Origin of the sequence: Litorilituus lipolyticus, assembly GCF_006439335.1 — a bacterium.
Taxonomy (GTDB): domain Bacteria; phylum Pseudomonadota; class Gammaproteobacteria; order Enterobacterales; family Alteromonadaceae; genus Colwellia; species Colwellia lipolytica.
Genome location: NZ_SAWY01000038.1, coordinates 211,805 through 229,645 on the forward strand (window position 1 = coordinate 211,805; position 17,841 = coordinate 229,645).

The window sequence follows — 17,841 nt, forward strand, 5'->3', positions numbered from 1 at the left end:
ACTTCTAGCAGTTTTTTTTTCACCTGCAATTTACCTTTCTACTATTTCATCTTCATAAACACTTCATACAAAGCCAGTATAAGTGCAAAGTTCTCGTAATAGCTCAGTTAGAAGAGCGATGGACTGTACTCTCTTAATAACAGCATGTGTCACTGATTGGTTCTCAAGCCCAGTTTGGGGAGCCACATTTAATGTGAAAATAAACCTGCTTCTAGCAGTTTTTTTTTCGCCTGCAATTTACCTTTCTACAATTTCATCTTCATGAACACTTTATACTAAGTCAGTATAAATGCATAAGTTCTCGCAATAGCTCAGTTAGAAGAGCGATGGACTGTACTCTCTTAATAACAGCATGTGTCACTGGTTCAAGCCCAGTTTTGGGAGCTACATTTAATGTGAATATAAACCTGTATTTTTTCAAACCACAACTTTTAAAACCTATAGGCATAAAAAAACTGCCCTAAGGCAGTTTCTAAAATTAACAAGCTAATCACTTATGATTCATGGGCTGGCTGCATAAGCTTTAATATTAAACAACTTTTTAACATCTTCGACTAACATGTAATTTATCGGTACCAATAATAATGTTATAAACGTCGCAAAAATAATCCCAAAGCCTAAAGATACAGCCATAGGAATTAAAAACTGAGCTTGTGTTTCCTTTTCAAACAGTAATGGCATTAAACCGATAAAGGTGGTTAACGATGTTAACATCACAGGCCTAAACCTAGCCTGTCCTGCGGTGATCACTGCTGAAATCAACTTACTGCCTGCTAACCTTTTCTTATTAATAAAATCAACAAGGACTAAGCTATCATTAACAACAACTCCAATTAAAGCCATCAAACCTAACAAACTCATAATGGTAAGGTTCATACCCATAATCCAGTGTCCTATAACAGCGCCGATAGCACCAAAAGGAATCACTGACATCACTATTATCGGCTGACTATATGATTTGAAAGGTATGGCCAGTAAACAGTAAATTATAAAAAAGACAAAGATTAAACCTATAAATAAGCTATCAAAAGATTCAGCTTGCTCTCTCGCTTCCCCTTCTAAGCTATAACTCATACCAGGGTATTTAATCATCAACTGAGATAGAAAATCTTCGAGATCATTATTTATAATTAACATATTGCTTTTTTCTTTATCAATATCAGCCGTGATATTCACCGTACGATACCTATCAATACGCCTAATTTCTGTTGGGCTTTTCCCAGGCTGTAACTGAGCAACATGCGATAAAGGGACCTGATTACCACTGGGTGTATCAACCAACATGTCGGTTAAATTAGCAACAGATAGTCGCTCTTCGAGAGGAAAACGAAGCATAACTCTAACATCATCCCTTCCCCTTTGTATTCGCTGGACTTCAGCCCCAAAAAAGGCATCCCTTACTTGCCTCACTAAACCCACTCTTGTTAAGCCCATGGCATGACCTTGTTCGGTCAATTCAATTTGCAACTCTTCTTTACCATCAGATAAACTGTCGGCAATTTCAAAGCTTGTTGGATAGGTAGCAATCTTCTGTTTTACTTCTTCTGCAGCTTGTTTCAATGCATTAAGATCGGTTGATGCAAGTTGCACATCAAATGGATCACCACCACGACCAAATTCAGCCCTAAAAGTAACACTCTCGGCACCAGGAAGTGGACCAATAGCATTACGCCATTCACGAACTATTTGACTTGAACTGATCCCACTAATATTTTTCTCTGCGGGTTGAATTTCAAACCTAACTTGACCAGTATTGCTGCCTCTTCGGCCACCTGTAATGGCTAAAATATTTAATATTAGACTTTCGTCTTCACCATTTTTATATTTCTTCTGTAATGCGTGAGCTGCATCAGACATTTTAACAATATAAGAGTCAACCACATCGTAACTACTACCTACGGGCATAGTTAAACTTGCTCTAACTGTTTCACTAGGTATACGGGGAAAGAAAGTAAATTTCATCCAACCACTCGAAATGAAAGATAAGATAAGTATGAACACCCCCACAAAGATTGACAACGTTAATAAACGATACTCTACTGCTCTCGTTAAAATAGGCTGGTAATACTTAAGAATAATATTTTCAAAGCCATCAGCAAAACCTTGTTGCCATTGAGAAAACCTAGATTGACTAACTTTTTCTTTTCGTAACTTTAAGTGTTTAAGATGAGATGGTAGTACAAACTTTGATTCAATTAATGAAAAAAGTAACACAGGAATAACAATAACAGGGATTTGAGCAAACATAGCCCCGCGTTGTCCCTCGATAAAACCTAAAGGTAAAAAAGCAGCAACTGTAGTTAAAATACCAAAAGTAACAGGCGTTGCCACCTCTTGTGTGCCTTTGATAGCGGCATCAATACCAGATTCTGATGTACCAAGGTGACGATAAACATTCTCTCCCGTGACAATAGCATCATCAACAACAATACCAAGCACTAAGATAAAGCCAAATAAGCTCATGATATTTAAAGATATACCGAAGAACGGCATGATAATAAATGCGCCCATAAAACTAATAGGAATACCAATAGAAACCCAGAATGCAATGGACGGCCTAAGGAATAAGGTTAATAGCAGCAAAACTAAAAAACCGCCTTGTAAAGCATTCGATATCAAAGTGTTTAAACGTGCTTTTACCACTTGTGAGTCATCATCCCAATAACTTAAAATAAATCCTTCAGGTAAATCATCTTGACGCTCTTTAATATAAGCTTTCACAGCATCGGCAACTTCTATTGCACTTTGATTGCCAATTCTAAAGACTTCAATTAATGCGGCTTGTTGTCCATTAAAGCGAGCTCTTAGTGGGTTTTCTTCAAATCCATCCGTCAAAATAGCAATATCTTTTAGTTTAATAATACTGCCATCAGGGTGAGTTTTAATTACAATATTATCAAATTCATCCTTTCGATAAGCCTGACCTTTAGTTCGGACAAGCACATCTCCGCCCTCTGAACGAATATTACCTGCTGACATATCCACAGAGCTTGCATTAATAGCACTGGCGATCTCAGATAGTGTTAAATTAAATTCTCTAAGCTTATGCTGCTTAACATCAATACTGATTTCATAATCACGAACGGCATCTAAAGAAACTTGTGTAACTTGCGGTAAGCGTAATAAATCATCTCTAACTTGTTCGGCAAATTCTTTGACTTCTTTTTCCGAGTAAATTGACGATACCGTCACTGCCATGACATCGCGCTTTCGTTGTTGTAACGCAATGATTGGGTTTTCAGCATCAACAGGAAAGGTATTTATTGCATCAACTCTACTTTTTATATCTGATAGTAACTCTCTTGCATCAAAGCCAGATTCTGTTTCTATGGCGACAGAAGCAGAGCCTTCTACTGATTTACTGGTAATTTTTTCGATACCTTCTAAATCTTGTACCGCTTCTTCAATACGAATTGCAATTCCTTGTTCAACATCTTCAGGTGTCGCACCACGTAAGCTTACACTAACGCTAATCACATCTGATTCAAAGGCAGGAAACACTTCTAACGGAATACGAGTTTTCAAAGACATGACACCAAGCAATAAGATGGTGATCATCAATAAATTCGCAGCGACATGATTTCTAGCAAACCAAGCGATCATTTTGATTCTCCGTTAACTTTATGCTTACCTTTATTTTTAAACTCTCCTTTACCCTTTTTCTCTGCATTGCTGTTTGCTGAACTTGCTTTGTTACGAGTAACACCATCCACAGAAGATATGGTGACTAAAGTACCCGATGTCACTTGCCCTAACGGTGTTAGCACTAATAAATCATTTTCACTCAAGCCGCTGCTTATCAGTGATAGCTCTTCATTTTGCCATGCAATAACCAGCTCTTTTCGAATTAAACGGTTATCCTTAACTAAGTAAACATAGCTACCTTGATAAATAGCACTGTTAGGAATAGCGAGTACATTATTTAAAGTACGTCCTTTAATACTCGCACTAACATATTGACCAATTTTAATTGGCATATTATTTCGAGGCGATATGCCATAAGGATCATCAACTTGAGCGACAACATAAAGCTGTTGCGAGTTTTGATCAAATGCACCCTCGGTTCTGACAATATGCCCAAGCCATTCTTGCTTTATTGATATTTCTGAAAAAATTGAAACCTGCGGATATGTTTTATTTATTAGCTTATTATTCAAGTCATTTTCAGGCAAATCGATATAAGGTAAGTCAATGTTTTTAAGGGGTAATCTTATTTCAACATAATCAGTCGCATATATTTCAGCCAGTTGATTGCCCATCGAAATCACTTGCCCTAAGTCAACAAATTTATTAAGTATCCGTCCGTCATAAGGCGCTTTAATTCGCGTTCTTTCTAATGCTAATTCAGCTTTAGATAACTTTGCTTCTGCAGATAATACATTTGCTTGTGCTGCTAAAAGTTGCGGTTTTCTTAATACCAGATCAGGTGCTTGTTCTTCATTACCAAGTCGTTTCCAGTCTTGTAGAGCCTGTTCAACCCTTGCTCTCTCTTCACTTAACGCTTGTTTTGCAGTAAATAATGTCGCTTGGGCTATCTTTATTTCAACTTGATAATCTCGATTATCTATTTCGACTAACACCTCGCCCTTTTTAAAGAAACTTCCTTCCTGAAAATTTGGACTGATCGCCATAATTTGACCAGAAACTTGTGGCAATAGCATGCTCTGTGTTCGTGGTTTTACAGTACCATAACTGGAAAGCTCTAACGTTAAATCACGTAATGATAGTGTTTGTACATCAACCATAAGTTGAGGTTTATTAGTCGTTCTTGCTTTTTTGGCACTAGGAGGGAAACTAGTGACCGTATAAGCGACTAGAATAAAGCCAACCAATACAACGAGAGGTAAAAGTTTTTTTGTTAATGAATTCATATTCTTCACTTTAATAAGTTGATATTAGTATTGAGGTTTTGCAGCAATATCTTGTGATACTGGAGTATCTGAGGCATTAAAATTACCTCCTAATGCAACATAAACCCCTATTCTATTTTGAAGTAACTGATTGGTTAGCTGAATTAATGTCGTTTGGGCATCAAAAGCTCTTCGTTGAGATTCAAGTACTGTGGTATAACTAACAAGTCCCTTTAAGTATTGATTAAACGATAAATTTTCAGCTGCAATCGCATTATCTTTCGCTAAACGATAATGTGAAAATTGTTCCTTTAATGCACTTCTATTACTTATTTGTTCTTCCACATTAGCAAAAGCTTGGTATACCTCGTGTAAATACTCTTGTTCTTTTTGCACAACCCGTAATCGAGCTTGCTCTTCTAGAGCATCCAACTTGCCCGCATTAAATAATGGTATCGTAATATTGCCAATTAACGACCAAGCCAATGCATCTACATCAAGTAAACTCGATAATTCATCAGAACTTGTGCCTGTATTAGCATTTAATGATATTCGAGGAAATTTTGCTTTATGGGCTACGGCTAACCCTGCATCTAAAGCAAGTAACTCATACCAGGTTGCTCTTATATCAGTTCTTCTTGCTAATAATTCACCCGGTAAGCCGGTCGGAATATCATCGGTGATTACAGGTAAAGTTTTATCCGTTGATAATTTAGCACTTGGGTAATCCCCCATAAGTAACTCTAATTGCCTACTTGCTCTTAATACAACCTGCTTTTGATCGGCAACACGTGCAAACTCTCGGTTGACATCATTTTGCGTAAGATAAACGTCTAACGCTTGGCTTAAACCTAAACGATATGAAGCTTGTATGGTGGAAAGGTTGTGTTGTAGGTTGTTTGCTCGGTTTTGATAAAGAGTTAATAGTTGAGAGGCTTCAACAAGGTTAAACCAACTTCTCGCTATTTCAGCGACCAAATTAATCTTGCTACCCTCGTAAGTAGATTGAGCCGCTGCAAAGTTTAGCCTATCTTGTAGTTGCTCATCTGATAACTTACCCCATAAATCAACCTCATAACTTAACTGTAAACCTAGTTCGTTATTGGTTTGATAACTATCAACAGAATTATTCACTCTTTTATTTCGACTGCTAGTCATGGCTAATGACAGTTCAGGTAAGTCAGATGCACCAGATACATTTAACTTTTGTTGAGCAATAGCCATAGATGACAATTGTGCTTTTAATTGATAATTGTTTTCTAATGCATAATGGACCATTGAGCTTAACAAAGGATCGTTCAGGCTACTTAACCAACCATCTAATTGAGCAAAGTCGTTATTAGCTACTTCTTCTTGAGAATGGCTGCTTATAACACTGGAATCAACATCATGGCCAGGTTGAGTTTGAGACTGCCACGTAGTTGGGCTTTGTAAGTTCCTAGTTTTATCGCTAATAGCTGAGTCGGTTGCACAGCCAAAGGTTAAGCAAGCTAAAAATAAAGGAGATAACATGGGCTTGAAAAATTTTTTATCCCATGGATTTAAAACATAGTTATTATTTATCATGCAGATACTTCTATGATTAATTAATTGATAATAATCTAAGACCAGCATAATAAATAAAGCCATTGCGACTCACAAAGGACTTTACAAAAGTTTACACTCGCCAATTGATTAATTTAAACAGAAATAATGGTTAATAGATAAAATGTAGCACGTAAATATCACGGTGCAGCACTGTGCAATGTTTAAATTTGTTAACCTTCAGGCATAAAAAAACCTAGCTAACGCTAGGTTTTTATAAACATATTTAGTGGTTACTTAGAAGTCACTAACTCTTGCTTACTCTCAAAATTAATAACCAACTTATCCTTTTTCACGGTGACTTTCGCAATACCGCCATGGGTTAGTTCGCCAAATAATAACTCATTAGCTAACTCTTTCTTAAGCTGCTCTTGAATCAATCTACTCATTGGCCTTGCGCCCATTGCTTTATCATAGCCTTTTTCAGCTAACCAAGCCTTCGCACCTTTTGTTAATTCTAATGAAACACCTTTTTCATCAAGTTGTGCTTGAAGTTCCACAATGAATTTATCAACTACTTGCAAAATAACGTCCGTTGATAAATGGTCAAACCAAACAATATTATCTAAACGATTTCTAAATTCTGGTGAAAAGACTTTATTAATCTCGCTTAATGCATCAAGACTGTGATCTTGTTGTTGAAAGCCAATAGACTGTCTGACTGTTTCTTGAACACCAGCATTAGTGGTTAATACTAAAATGATATTTCTAAAGTCAGCCTTACGACCATTATTATCAGTTAATGTACCATGATCCATGACTTGCAATAAAATGTTATATACGTCTTCATGAGCTTTTTCTATTTCATCTAATAAAACTACAGCATGAGGATGCTTTAATACCGCATCAGTTAGTAAACCACCTTGTTCATAACCAACATAACCAGGAGGCGCACCAATTAAACGACTAACAGCATGTTTTTCCATATACTCAGACATATCATATCTTAGTAATTCGACGCCTAAGATTTTAGCTAACTGTTGAGTAATTTCTGTTTTACCCACACCTGTAGGCCCTGCAAATAAAAACGAACCGACAGGTTTTTCATCATTACCAAGACCAGCCCGTGACAACCTGATAACAGAGCTTAACTCATCAATAGCTTTATCTTGACCAAAAACTACCAATTTCAAGTTACGGTCTAAATTTTTCAAACTATCTTTTTCTGTAAGTGATACTGATTTCTCTGGAACACGCGCCATTTTTGCCACAATGGTTTCAATATCGTTATTATTGATAACTTTTTTGCGCTTACTTGGCGCAACTAGTTGCTGCTTAGCTCCGGCTTCATCAATAACATCTATGGCTTTATCTGGTAAAAATCGTTCATTAATATATTTTGCTGATAATTGAGCTGCCGCATGCAAAGCTTTATTGGTATAGCGGATGCCATGATGGGATTCATATTTATCTTTCAAACCTTGTAAGATTTTAGTGGTATCAGCAATACTTGGCTCAGCAATATCTATTTTTTGGAATCGCCTTGCCAGAGCGCGATCTTTTTCAAATATACTTTGATATTCTTGATAGGTCGTTGAACCTAAACAACGTAATTTTCCAGCAGACAATAGCGGCTTGATTAGGTTTGATGCGTCCATCATGCCACCTGAAGCAGCACCTGCACCAATGATGGTATGTATTTCATCAATAAACAGTACCGCATTTACATCATTTTCAAGCTCTTTTAATAAAGCCTTGAAACGTTTTTCAAAGTCACCACGGTATTTTGTACCGGCTAATAATGCGCCCATGTCTAATGAATAAATAGTAGCGTCACTTAAGAAGTCAGGGACTTGTTCATTAACAATTAAGTTGGCAAGTCCTTCTGCAATAGCTGTTTTACCTACGCCCGCTTCACCGACAAATAACGGGTTGTTTTTACGACGACGACTTAACACTTGTAAAGTGCGTTCAAGTTCATCATCACGACCAATTAACGGGTCAATATTACCTTTCAGAGCTTCTTCGTTTAAATTAACGGCAAAATTTTCAATAGTTCTAGGCTCTTCTTCAACAGGTTGCTCGTTTTCACCTACATGACTTGGTGAATCATGGCCATCAACTTTAGCAATGCCATGAGAAATGTAATTAACAATATCTAAGCGGCTAATATCTGCCTTTTTAAGAATATATGCCGCTTGTGATTCTTGTTCACTAAATATAGCCACAAGTACATTTGAACCACTAACTTCATTCTTACCTGATGATTGTACGTGAAAAACGGCTCTTTGAAGTACTCGTTGAAAACCAAGTGTGGGTTGAGTTTCTCTTTCTTCTTCACCAGCGGGAATCATTGGCGTTGTTTCATTAATAAACTCTAATAAGTTCTTTCGTAATTGAGTTAAATCCGCCCCACATGCACCGAGTGCTTCTATCGCTGAGGGATTATCTAAAAGAGCCAATAATAAATGTTCAACCGTCATAAACTCGTGGCGTGACTCTTTAGCTTGGCGAAAGGCTAAGTTTAATGATATTTCTAGGTCTTTGTTAAGCATAGGTACTCCAATTAACTATGTTATGCTTTTTCAACTACGCACTTAAGAGGGTGCTCATGTTCAAAAGCAAAACGGACAACATGATCTACTTTGGTTTCTGCAATATCTGCAGTAAATGTGCCACAAAGGCCCTTACCTTTATAATGAACGGTTAACATTATCTCAGTTGCTTGTTCAGCATTTTTATTAAAAAATTTCCTTAACACTTCTACAACAAAATCCATTGGTGTGTAATCATCATTTAATAAGAAAACATGGTATTTAGCCGGCTCTCTTATTTGCTTTTCTACTTCATCTTCAACAGCAGTATCACTATCAAAGAACTCTTTCCAGTTACTCATATCTTTATCTTAGACTCTTGTTATCACTTTTGCTGTAACTTTTCTGTTATTAAAGCATAAAAAAATCGTAAATTTCTGCCTTTTTAACTTGACTAATTCAGGAAATTATCTACGATTCTATAAGTGGCTAATTTTTAGCCTCTCAATTGCTTGTGTAAATGCAATAGCTTAGTTTCTGCCTTTTTTGGCGAATAGGTTAAGTTAAACATAATTCAGAACTGATGGATATAGAAGGAAGTAGATGTATGGCTCACGGTACAGTTAAATGGTTTAATAATGCAAAGGGGTTTGGTTTTATACGTCCAGAGAGTGGTGGTGAAGATATCTTTGCACATTACTCCACAATTGAAATGGATGGATACCGCACATTAAAAGCTGGACAGGATGTTAACTACGAGTTAAATGAAGGACCTAAAGGTCACCACGCAGCGAGTATTAAACCAATTATTGATGATATTGAATAGTTGGGTATAACTTAAAAATTAAGCAAAGAAAAACACAGCAATTGCTGTGTTTTTTCATTTTACGACCAAATATATCAAATTACATGTGTTCAATAATGCAGTCACCAAATTCTGAACATGTCACTAATGTCGCACCATCCATTAAGCGTTCAAAATCATAAGTAACTGTTTTAGCACCTATGGCGCCAGACATGCCTTTTAGCAATAGATCGGCAGCATCAGTCCAGCCCATATGCCTTAACATCATTTCTGCAGATAAAATAACAGATCCTGGGTTAACTTTATTCTTCCCTGCATATTTAGGTGCAGTACCGTGAGTAGCCTCAAAAATAGCAACTTCATCACTTAAATTAGCGCCTGGAGCGATACCAATACCACCCACTTGTGCAGCAAGTGCATCAGATAGGTAATCACCATTTAAATTTAAAGTTGCAATAACGCTGTATTCAGCAGGTCTTAATAAAATTTGCTGTAACATAGCATCAGCAATAACATCTTTGATGATAATTTCTTTACCTGTATTAGGGTTATTAAACGAGCACCAAGGGCCACCATTAATTTCTTGAGCACCAAACTCATCTTTAGCTAATTCATAGCCCCAATCTTTGAACGCCCCTTCCGTAAACTTCATGATATTACCCTTATGTACTAAAGTTACAGAGTCACGATCATTATCAATAGCATATTGAATGGCTTGTCTTACTAATCTTTGTGTTCCTTCTTTAGAAACAGGCTTAATACCAATGCCACAATCTTCGGTAAAACGAATTTTTGTTACACCCATTTCTTCTTGTAGGAAATTCAATAATTTTTTGGCATCATCACTACCACCTTTGTATTCAATGCCGGCATATATATCTTCTGTGTTCTCTCTAAAGATCACCATGTCTACTTCACATGGTTTTTTAACTGGGCTCGGTACTCCAGTAAACCATTGCACAGGTCGCTGACACACATATAAATCTAAAATTTGTCTAAGTGCTACATTCAAAGAACGCATGCCACCACCTACAGGTGTAGTTAAAGGGCCTTTTATACCCACTTTATACTTCTTAAACATAGCCAATGTCTCTTCAGGTAGCCAAGTTTCAGAGTCATACAGTTGGGTCGCTTTTTCACCGGCATAAACTTCCATCCATGAAATCTTTTTATCTCCACCATAAGCTTTATTAACTGCCGCATCGACAACTTTAATCATAGGAGGTGTAACATCAATACCAATACCATCTCCTTCAATAAACGGAATGATAGGGTTGTTAGGAACAGACAATTTACCATTTATTGTCGTAATTTTTTCACCTGAACTAGGAATTGTGATTTGACTTGTCATAAAGCATTCTCCTAAAAGAAATCTTACCATTGTTATCACTTTATTAAGATAAAGTGCTGAAGCATAAAAGCTTAATAGTGAAAAATCACTACGTAGGGATACGTTAAAGTAAATTTGTTGGCTAGACTAATAACCAAGAAGTGATAGTGATTATTTTGAAAATGAATATTAGTCGCTAGACTAAAGTCTAATAAGGAAGAGCCCACTTTGAATATTTTCTTGAGATATAAAAAAAGGCTAAGTAGTTAACTTAGCCTTTCAGAAATTTAGCTTCTAAATGTGTTATTAAACAGGATTACACATTTAGATTAAAGTAAAGCAGATAAAATAGTATTTAATGTTTCACTTGGGCGCATAGCTTTTTCAGCTAATTTAGGGTCAGCAAAATAATAACCATTAATATCCATTGCTACACCTTGAGCATCATTAAGTTCCTTAACAATTTTTTCTTCTTGCTTAGTTAAAGCTTGTGCAACACTTGTAAATGCAGCTTTTAACTCAGCATCTTTACTTTGTTCTGCAAGAGCTTGTGCCCAGTACATACCTAAGTAGAAGTGACTACCACGGTTGTCTAACTCGTTTACTTTACGCGAAGGAGATTTATTTTCGTCTAAGAATTTACCTGTTGCAGCATCAAGAGTATCAGCAAGTACTTGAGCTTTTGCATTGTCAGAACTTACCGCTACATGCTCTAACGACGCTGCAAGCGCTAAAAACTCACCTAAAGAATCCCAACGAAGGTGATTTTCTTTTTCAAACTGTTGTACATGTTTAGGAGCAGAGCCACCAGCACCAGTTTCAAATAAACCGCCGCCATTCATTAATGGAACAATCGAAAGCATCTTCGCTGAAGTACCCAATTCAAGGATAGGGAATAAATCAGTTAAGTAATCACGTAACACGTTACCTGTAACTGATATAGTGTCTTCACCATTAGCACAGCGTGCTAAAGTAAATTCACATGCTTTAACTGGTGCAAGAATCTGAAGTTCTAAGCCAGCTGTATCATGATCAGCTAAATAGGTATTCACTTTCTTAATCATTTGTGCATCGTGTGCTCGGTTTTCATCTAACCAAAAAACTGCTGGTGTATTCGATGCTTTAGCTCTAGTTACTGCAAGCTTCACCCAATCTTGAATTGGTGCATCCTTAACCTGACACATTCTGAAAATATCACCTTGAGCAACATTTTGTTCAATAAGCACGTCACCATTATCATTTACTACACGTACTACACCATTACCTTGCATGGTAAACGTTTTATCATGAGAGCCATATTCTTCAGCTTTTTGAGCCATTAAACCTACATTAGGCACTGTGCCCATCGTCGTTGGGTTAAAAGCACCATTTTCACGACAGAAATCAACTACCGCAGAGAATACTCCAGCATAGTTGCGATCAGGGATCATGAATTTCGTATCTTTTTGCTTACCGTCTGGTCCCCACATTTGGCCAGATGCGCGAAGTGCCGCAGGCATAGACGCATCAATAATAACGTCACTTGGTACATGCAAGTTAGTAATACCTTTGTCTGAATCAACCATTGCTAATTCTGGGCGTTCTGCGTAGATAGCTTGTAAATCAGCTTCAATTTCTGCTTTTTTCTCTGCTGGTAAACGAGCAATTTTCGCGTATACATCACCAATACCATTATTAGCATCAACACCTAATTGTTCAAAAGTCTCAGCATGTTTTTCAAACACTTCTTTATAGAAAACTTTAACAGCATGACCAAACATAATTGGGTCAGAAACTTTCATCATGGTCGCTTTAAGGTGTAATGAAAGTAAAACATCTTCTTCTTTAGCTTTTTTGGTTTCCGTTTCAAAGAACTCAACTAATGCTTTTTTGCTCATTACTGACGCATCAATAATTTCTTTGTCTAATAACGCTAGTTTTGACTTTAATACGCTAACATCACCATTTTCAGCCACGAACTCTATGCTTACATTTGTCGCACTATTTATCGTTACTGACTTTTCACTACCGTAAAAATCACCAGATGCCATGTGAGCGACATGAGATTTAGATTCTTTAGACCATGCTCCCATTGAGTGCGGGTTATTGCGTGCGTATTGTTTAACAGAACCAGGTGCACGACGATCAGAGTTACCCTCACGTAAAACTGGGTTTACTGCTGAACCTAATACTTTTGCATAAGTTAACTTTATTGACTCTTCTGCTTCGTTTTGAGGCTCTGCAGGATAATCAGGTAAATCGTACCCTTTGGCTTGTAACTCTTTAATTGTTGCTTGTAGTTGTGGGATAGAAGCAGAAATGTTTGGTAATTTAATAATATTTGCTTCAGGTGTTTTTGCTAATTCACCTAATTCAGCTAATGCATCATCAATACGTTGCTCTTTCGTTAAATATTTAGGAAAATTAGCTAACACACGACCTGCTAATGAAATATCACGCGTTTCAACATTGATACCAGATGAGGCTGTATAAGCCTGAATAATTGGTAATAAAGAATATGTTGCTAGTGCTGGCGCTTCATCGGTAATAGTATATATGATTTTAGAGTTATCAGTGCTCATTGAGTTTCCTATTTAAATTTGCCAAATGCAGAGATGAATATTAATTCAAAAAGTTAGAATTATAATTCATATCGGACAGAAAAATATTTTGCGCGCATAATATAGTATTTTGACTCTAATTTATATACCCATGACCACTAGCTAATAGTTTTTTAACGATAAAAATGGCAATAAAGATGCACAACAATCGCTATAACAAAGGAAAATCATACCACCACAAGAAGGTACGACCAGTCGCAGAAAATAGAAAAATTGTACTATTTAATAAACCTTTTGATGTTTTATGCCAATTTACCGATGAAAATAACCGAGCAACATTAAAAGATTACATTGAAATTCAAGGTGTATATGCTGCAGGTAGATTAGATAGAGACAGTGAAGGTCTTCTTTTATTAACCAATGATGGAAAACTTCAACATCAAATAGCTAACCCTAAAAAGAAAACTGAGAAAACATACTGGGCACAAGTTGAAGGAATTCCCACAGACAAAGATTTAGCTCAGTTAAGGCAAGGAGTTGAATTAAAAGATGGCTTGACACAGCCGGCCAAAATAAAACTCATTGAAGAGCCCGATGTTTGGCCAAGAACCCCTCCTATTAGAGAACGCGCATCGATTCCAACATCATGGCTAGAAATAACGATATCTGAAGGCAAAAATAGGCAAGTAAGACGAATGACAGCTCATATTGGCTACCCTACCCTCAGATTAATCAGATATAGCATAGGAAATTGGACCATTAACAATATAAAAAATGGCGCTTATAAAGTAATAGAATAATACAAACCTTAGCAACTATTTAATCAAGGTTATTGACGTGTTATAATTTTGCGCCTTTTTATATTGCACTAATTTTTTAAGTATTTATATGTCTCAAATCAGTTCAAGCCATTCAGTAAAAACACCTGAAGAAACCAAAGTAATCGTCGGTATGTCAGGTGGCGTAGATTCATCTGTTTCGGCTTATCTTCTTCAACAACAAGGTTATCAAGTTGAAGGATTGTTCATGAAAAACTGGGAAGAAGATGACACGGATGAATATTGTGCTGCCGCAGAAGATCTAAAAGATGCACAAGCAATTTGTGAAAAGTTAGGCATAAAGTTACACACAATTAATTTTGCCACAGAATATTGGGATAATGTCTTTGAATACTTTTTAGCAGAATACAAAGCAGGTAGAACACCTAATCCTGATATTATGTGTAACAAAGAAATTAAATTTAAAGCGTTTCTAGAGTTTGCTTGTGAAGATTTGCAAGCAGACTATATTGCTACTGGCCATTACGTTCAACGAGCCTTTAGAGATAATAAGTGGGTTATGGTTCGCGGTAACGATAACAACAAAGACCAAAGCTATTTCTTATATACCCTAAATGAAGATCAACTCGCCCACACGCTTTTTCCTGTGGGGCATATTGAAAAGCCAGAAGTTCGTGCTATTGCAGAGCAAGCAGGATTAATTACTCACAATAAAAAAGATAGTACAGGTATTTGCTTTATTGGCGAACGAAAATTCAAAGATTTCTTAGCACAATATTTACCGGCGCAGCCTGGCGTTATTGAATCAGCAGAAGGTGAAGCAATAGGTCAACATGATGGTTTAATGTATCACACTCTTGGTCAGCGTAAGGGACTTCGTATTGGTGGCTTAGCTAATGCTGGTGAAGAACCTTGGTATGTTGTGGAAAAAGATTTACTTCGTAACGTGTTAATTGTAGGTCAAGGTCATAATCACCCTAGGCTATTTTCAAAAGGACTGATTGCTAACCAATTGCATTGGGTAACCAGAACTGAATTAACACAAGCGATTAACTGCACTGTAAAAACACGATATCGCCAAGACGATGTACCATGCACGGTAACCCCTATTTTGGACAATGATAAGGGTGAATATCGCATCGATTTTGATGAGCCGCAAAGTTCAGTAACACCAGGACAATCAGTGGTATTTTATCAAGATGATATCTGCCTAGGTGGTGGTATCATCGATACCTTAGTGAGATAAAAAGTTTACATTGTCATTAAGGCATTATAGCCATTTTTCTATATATAGTTTAGAGCGTACATGAAAGATCAAATAATAACGTTAGCTGCTTTATGCCAAGTTGCTAATCTAGTTCAACAGGTATCAAGAAAAGGTCAAGCCGATGAGTCAGAGCTTGAGATGTTACTAAATAGTATTGTTGAAACATCCCCACAAAATACGCTAGCGGTTTATGGTGGTGAGTTAAGTAAAATTAGAGCCGGTTTAATTTTATTAATCGAGCACCTTGGCGATAATAAAAACGATAAGGTCAAAGATCCAGAGTTTACTCGTTACTTAATAAGTCTAATGAATTTAGAACGAAAGTTAGTTAAACAACCGAAAAAACTCGCTTTATTATCTGAACGAATTGAAGACACTAAAAGGCAATTAACTCACTATGAACTAACGAGTGACCCTCTTGTTGCCAGTTTTGCAAGTATTTATAGCGATATCATTAGCCCCCTTGGCGCAAAAATACAGGTGACGGGTGAACCTAATATCTTGAAGCAAAAAACAAATCAATACCGAATTAGAGCATTATTGCTTGCGGGTATTAGAACAGCTGTATTGTGGCGACAAGTCGGCGGAAAACGTCGAACAATTTTGTTTTCACGAACTAAATTAGTTCAATTGGCGAAGCAACTTTTAGCTTCGTTAGATTAAAATATTTATTTAAATTTATTGTATTAACAATTAGGAATCAATTATGGAACTTTCAGCATTAACTGCAGTATCACCAGTAGATGGTAGATACGGTAGCAAAGTTAAAGCATTACGCCCAATCTTTAGTGAATTTGGCCTTATTAAATACCGTGTAACCGTAGAGGTACGTTGGTTACAAAAACTGGCTAATACAGATCAAATTAATGAAGTTCCAACTTTTTCAGCACAAGCGAACCAAGTACTTGATGCTATTGTCAGCAACTTCAGTGAAGAAGATGCTCTTCGCATTAAAACCATTGAAGCAACAACTAACCATGATGTTAAAGCTGTTGAATATTTCTTAAAGGAAAAAATTGCTGATAATGCTGAGTTAAATGCCGTTACTGAGTTTATTCACTTTGCATGTACTTCAGAAGATATTAACAATTTATCGCACGGCTTAATGTTAAAAGAATGTCGTGAGCAAGTATTATTACCTGTTATTGACGAAATTTTAGCAGAAATTAAAGCACTAGCCGTTGAATATAAATCAATTCCAATGATGTGTCGTACACATGGTCAGCCTGCTTCTCCTAGCACATTAGGTAAAGAAATGGCTAACGTTTATGTTCGTTTACAACGTCAACGTGAGCAAATAGCTAACATTGAATTATTAGGTAAAATCAATGGTGCTGTAGGTAACTACAATGCTCATATCAGTGCCTACCCAGAAGTTAACTGGCATGAGTTTTCAAATGAGTTTGTTAACTCATTAGGCTTAACATGGAATGCATTTACTACCCAGATCGAGCCACATGACTACATTGCAGAATTATTTGACACAGTAGCTCGTTTCAATACCATTTTAATTGACTTCGATCGTGATGTTTGGGGATATATTGCCCTAGGTCACTTTAAGCAAAAAACTATTGCAGGTGAAATTGGTTCATCAACAATGCCGCATAAAGTTAACCCTATTGATTTTGAAAACTCTGAAGGTAATTTAGGTATTGCTAATGCGCTATTTAGCCACCTTGCTCAAAAATTACCCGTTTCTCGCTGGCAACGTGACTTAACTGACTCAACAGTTTTACGTAACTTAGGTGTTGGTTTTGGTCACGCCTTAATTGCTTACCAAGCTACACTGAAAGGTATTAGCAAACTTCAAGTAAACGAAGAAAGTTTAGCCGCTGAGTTAGATAGCAACTGGGAAGTACTTGCTGAACCAGTTCAAACAGTTATGCGTCGTTACGGCATTGAAAAGCCATATGAAAAGCTTAAAGATTTGACTAGAGGAAAGCGCGTTGATGGTGATTCTATGCGCGAATTCATTGATAATCTAGAGCTTCCAGAACAAGCTAAAGCTGAATTAAAAGCATTAACTCCTGGCGGGTATATAGGTCGTGCTGTTTCATTTATTGATGAATTATAAATGTTAATTGCAAAAGTTTAATTTTGAATAAAAAAGAAGGCAGTTGCCTTCTTTTTTTGTGCCTCCCCCCCTGAAACCCTTGCTACACTACGACTTTAGCCTAATTTATAAACTTTTTATTGGCATTTATATCCATTA

General features: G+C 36.7%; 12 protein-coding genes. 5 read left to right on the forward strand and 7 right to left on the reverse strand.

Features of this window, described 5'->3' with window-relative positions:
• Positions 1–501: 501 nt before the first annotated feature.
• From EPA86_RS15935 to clpS, 5 genes are all read right to left on the reverse strand, one after another.
• Entirely contained in the window at positions 502–3,603 is a 3,102-nt protein-coding gene (locus tag EPA86_RS15935) for an efflux RND transporter permease subunit (protein ID WP_140605365.1), read from the reverse strand.
• Positions 3,600–4,871, reverse strand: a complete 1,272-nt coding sequence (locus EPA86_RS15940; protein WP_140605367.1) for an efflux RND transporter periplasmic adaptor subunit — start codon at positions 4,869–4,871, stop codon at positions 3,600–3,602. The genes EPA86_RS15935 and EPA86_RS15940 overlap by 4 nt, the downstream gene beginning before the upstream one ends.
• 24 nt (positions 4,872–4,895) lie before the next feature.
• Positions 4,896–6,479, reverse strand: a complete 1,584-nt coding sequence (locus EPA86_RS15945; RefSeq protein WP_140605369.1) for an efflux transporter outer membrane subunit — start codon at positions 6,477–6,479, stop codon at positions 4,896–4,898.
• Positions 6,480–6,667: 188 nt separating this feature from the next.
• Positions 6,668–8,929 (reverse strand): ATP-dependent Clp protease ATP-binding subunit ClpA, encoded by a 2,262-nt coding sequence (clpA, locus tag EPA86_RS15950; protein ID WP_140605371.1) that lies wholly within the window; start codon positions 8,927–8,929, stop codon positions 6,668–6,670.
• A gap of 20 nt (positions 8,930–8,949) precedes the next feature.
• Entirely contained in the window at positions 8,950–9,270 is a 321-nt protein-coding gene (clpS, locus tag EPA86_RS15955; protein WP_140605373.1) for an ATP-dependent Clp protease adapter ClpS, read from the reverse strand.
• Positions 9,271–9,515: 245 nt separating this feature from the next.
• On the opposite strand from clpS, the gene cspD reads away from it, so the two are divergent.
• Positions 9,516–9,734, forward strand: coding sequence for a cold shock domain-containing protein CspD (gene cspD, locus EPA86_RS15960; protein WP_140605375.1), 219 nt, complete (start codon positions 9,516–9,518; stop codon positions 9,732–9,734).
• A 79-nt stretch (positions 9,735–9,813) separates the two neighbouring features.
• Here the strand turns inward: cspD and icd are convergent, their stop codons facing one another.
• Positions 9,814–11,064, reverse strand: coding sequence for an NADP-dependent isocitrate dehydrogenase (icd, locus tag EPA86_RS15965; RefSeq protein WP_140605377.1), 1,251 nt, complete (start codon positions 11,062–11,064; stop codon positions 9,814–9,816).
• 308 nt (positions 11,065–11,372) lie between these two features.
• Positions 11,373–13,604: an NADP-dependent isocitrate dehydrogenase gene (locus EPA86_RS15970; RefSeq protein ID WP_140605379.1), complete on the reverse strand. Its 2,232-nt coding sequence runs from the start codon at positions 13,602–13,604 to the stop codon at positions 11,373–11,375.
• Positions 13,605–13,780: 176 nt separating this feature from the next.
• Between EPA86_RS15970 and EPA86_RS15975 the strand changes: the two genes are divergently transcribed.
• The 4 genes from EPA86_RS15975 to purB all read left to right on the forward strand — a co-directional run bounded on the left by EPA86_RS15975 (position 13,781) and on the right by purB (position 17,703).
• Positions 13,781–14,383, forward strand: a complete 603-nt coding sequence (locus tag EPA86_RS15975; RefSeq protein ID WP_140605381.1) for an rRNA large subunit pseudouridine synthase E — start codon at positions 13,781–13,783, stop codon at positions 14,381–14,383.
• An 88-nt stretch (positions 14,384–14,471) separates the two neighbouring features.
• Complete coding sequence (gene mnmA, locus EPA86_RS15980; RefSeq protein ID WP_140605383.1) at positions 14,472–15,608, forward strand: tRNA 2-thiouridine(34) synthase MnmA; 1,137 nt, start codon at positions 14,472–14,474, stop codon at positions 15,606–15,608.
• Positions 15,609–15,668: 60 nt separating this feature from the next.
• Complete coding sequence (hflD, locus tag EPA86_RS15985) at positions 15,669–16,292, forward strand: high frequency lysogenization protein HflD (RefSeq protein ID WP_140605385.1); 624 nt, start codon at positions 15,669–15,671, stop codon at positions 16,290–16,292.
• A 43-nt stretch (positions 16,293–16,335) separates the two neighbouring features.
• On the forward strand, positions 16,336–17,703 hold the full coding sequence (gene purB / locus EPA86_RS15990; protein ID WP_140605387.1) for an adenylosuccinate lyase: 1,368 nt from the start codon (positions 16,336–16,338) through the stop codon (positions 17,701–17,703).
• The last annotated feature ends 138 nt before the right edge of the window (positions 17,704–17,841 follow it).

Bases quoted from the DNA above. Each gene is read 5' to 3' on its own strand.
- EPA86_RS15935 (WP_140605365.1), bottom strand. From the start codon at position 3,603: ATGATCGCTTGGTTTGCTAGAAATCATGTCGCTGCGAATTTATTGATG.
- EPA86_RS15940 (WP_140605367.1), bottom strand. From the start codon at position 4,871: ATGAATTCATTAACAAAAAAACTTTTACCTCTCGTTGTATTGGTTGGC.
- EPA86_RS15945 (WP_140605369.1), bottom strand. From the start codon at position 6,479: ATGGCTTTATTTATTATGCTGGTCTTAGATTATTATCAATTAATTAAT.
- clpA (WP_140605371.1), bottom strand. From the start codon at position 8,929: ATGCTTAACAAAGACCTAGAAATATCATTAAACTTAGCCTTTCGCCAA.
- clpS (WP_140605373.1), bottom strand. From the start codon at position 9,270: ATGAGTAACTGGAAAGAGTTCTTTGATAGTGATACTGCTGTTGAAGAT.
- cspD (WP_140605375.1), top strand. From the start codon at position 9,516: ATGGCTCACGGTACAGTTAAATGGTTTAATAATGCAAAGGGGTTTGGT.
- icd (WP_140605377.1), bottom strand. From the start codon at position 11,064: ATGACAAGTCAAATCACAATTCCTAGTTCAGGTGAAAAAATTACGACA.
- EPA86_RS15970 (WP_140605379.1), bottom strand. From the start codon at position 13,604: ATGAGCACTGATAACTCTAAAATCATATATACTATTACCGATGAAGCG.
- EPA86_RS15975 (WP_140605381.1), top strand. From the start codon at position 13,781: ATGCACAACAATCGCTATAACAAAGGAAAATCATACCACCACAAGAAG.
- mnmA (WP_140605383.1), top strand. From the start codon at position 14,472: ATGTCTCAAATCAGTTCAAGCCATTCAGTAAAAACACCTGAAGAAACC.
- hflD (WP_140605385.1), top strand. From the start codon at position 15,669: ATGAAAGATCAAATAATAACGTTAGCTGCTTTATGCCAAGTTGCTAAT.
- purB (WP_140605387.1), top strand. From the start codon at position 16,336: ATGGAACTTTCAGCATTAACTGCAGTATCACCAGTAGATGGTAGATAC.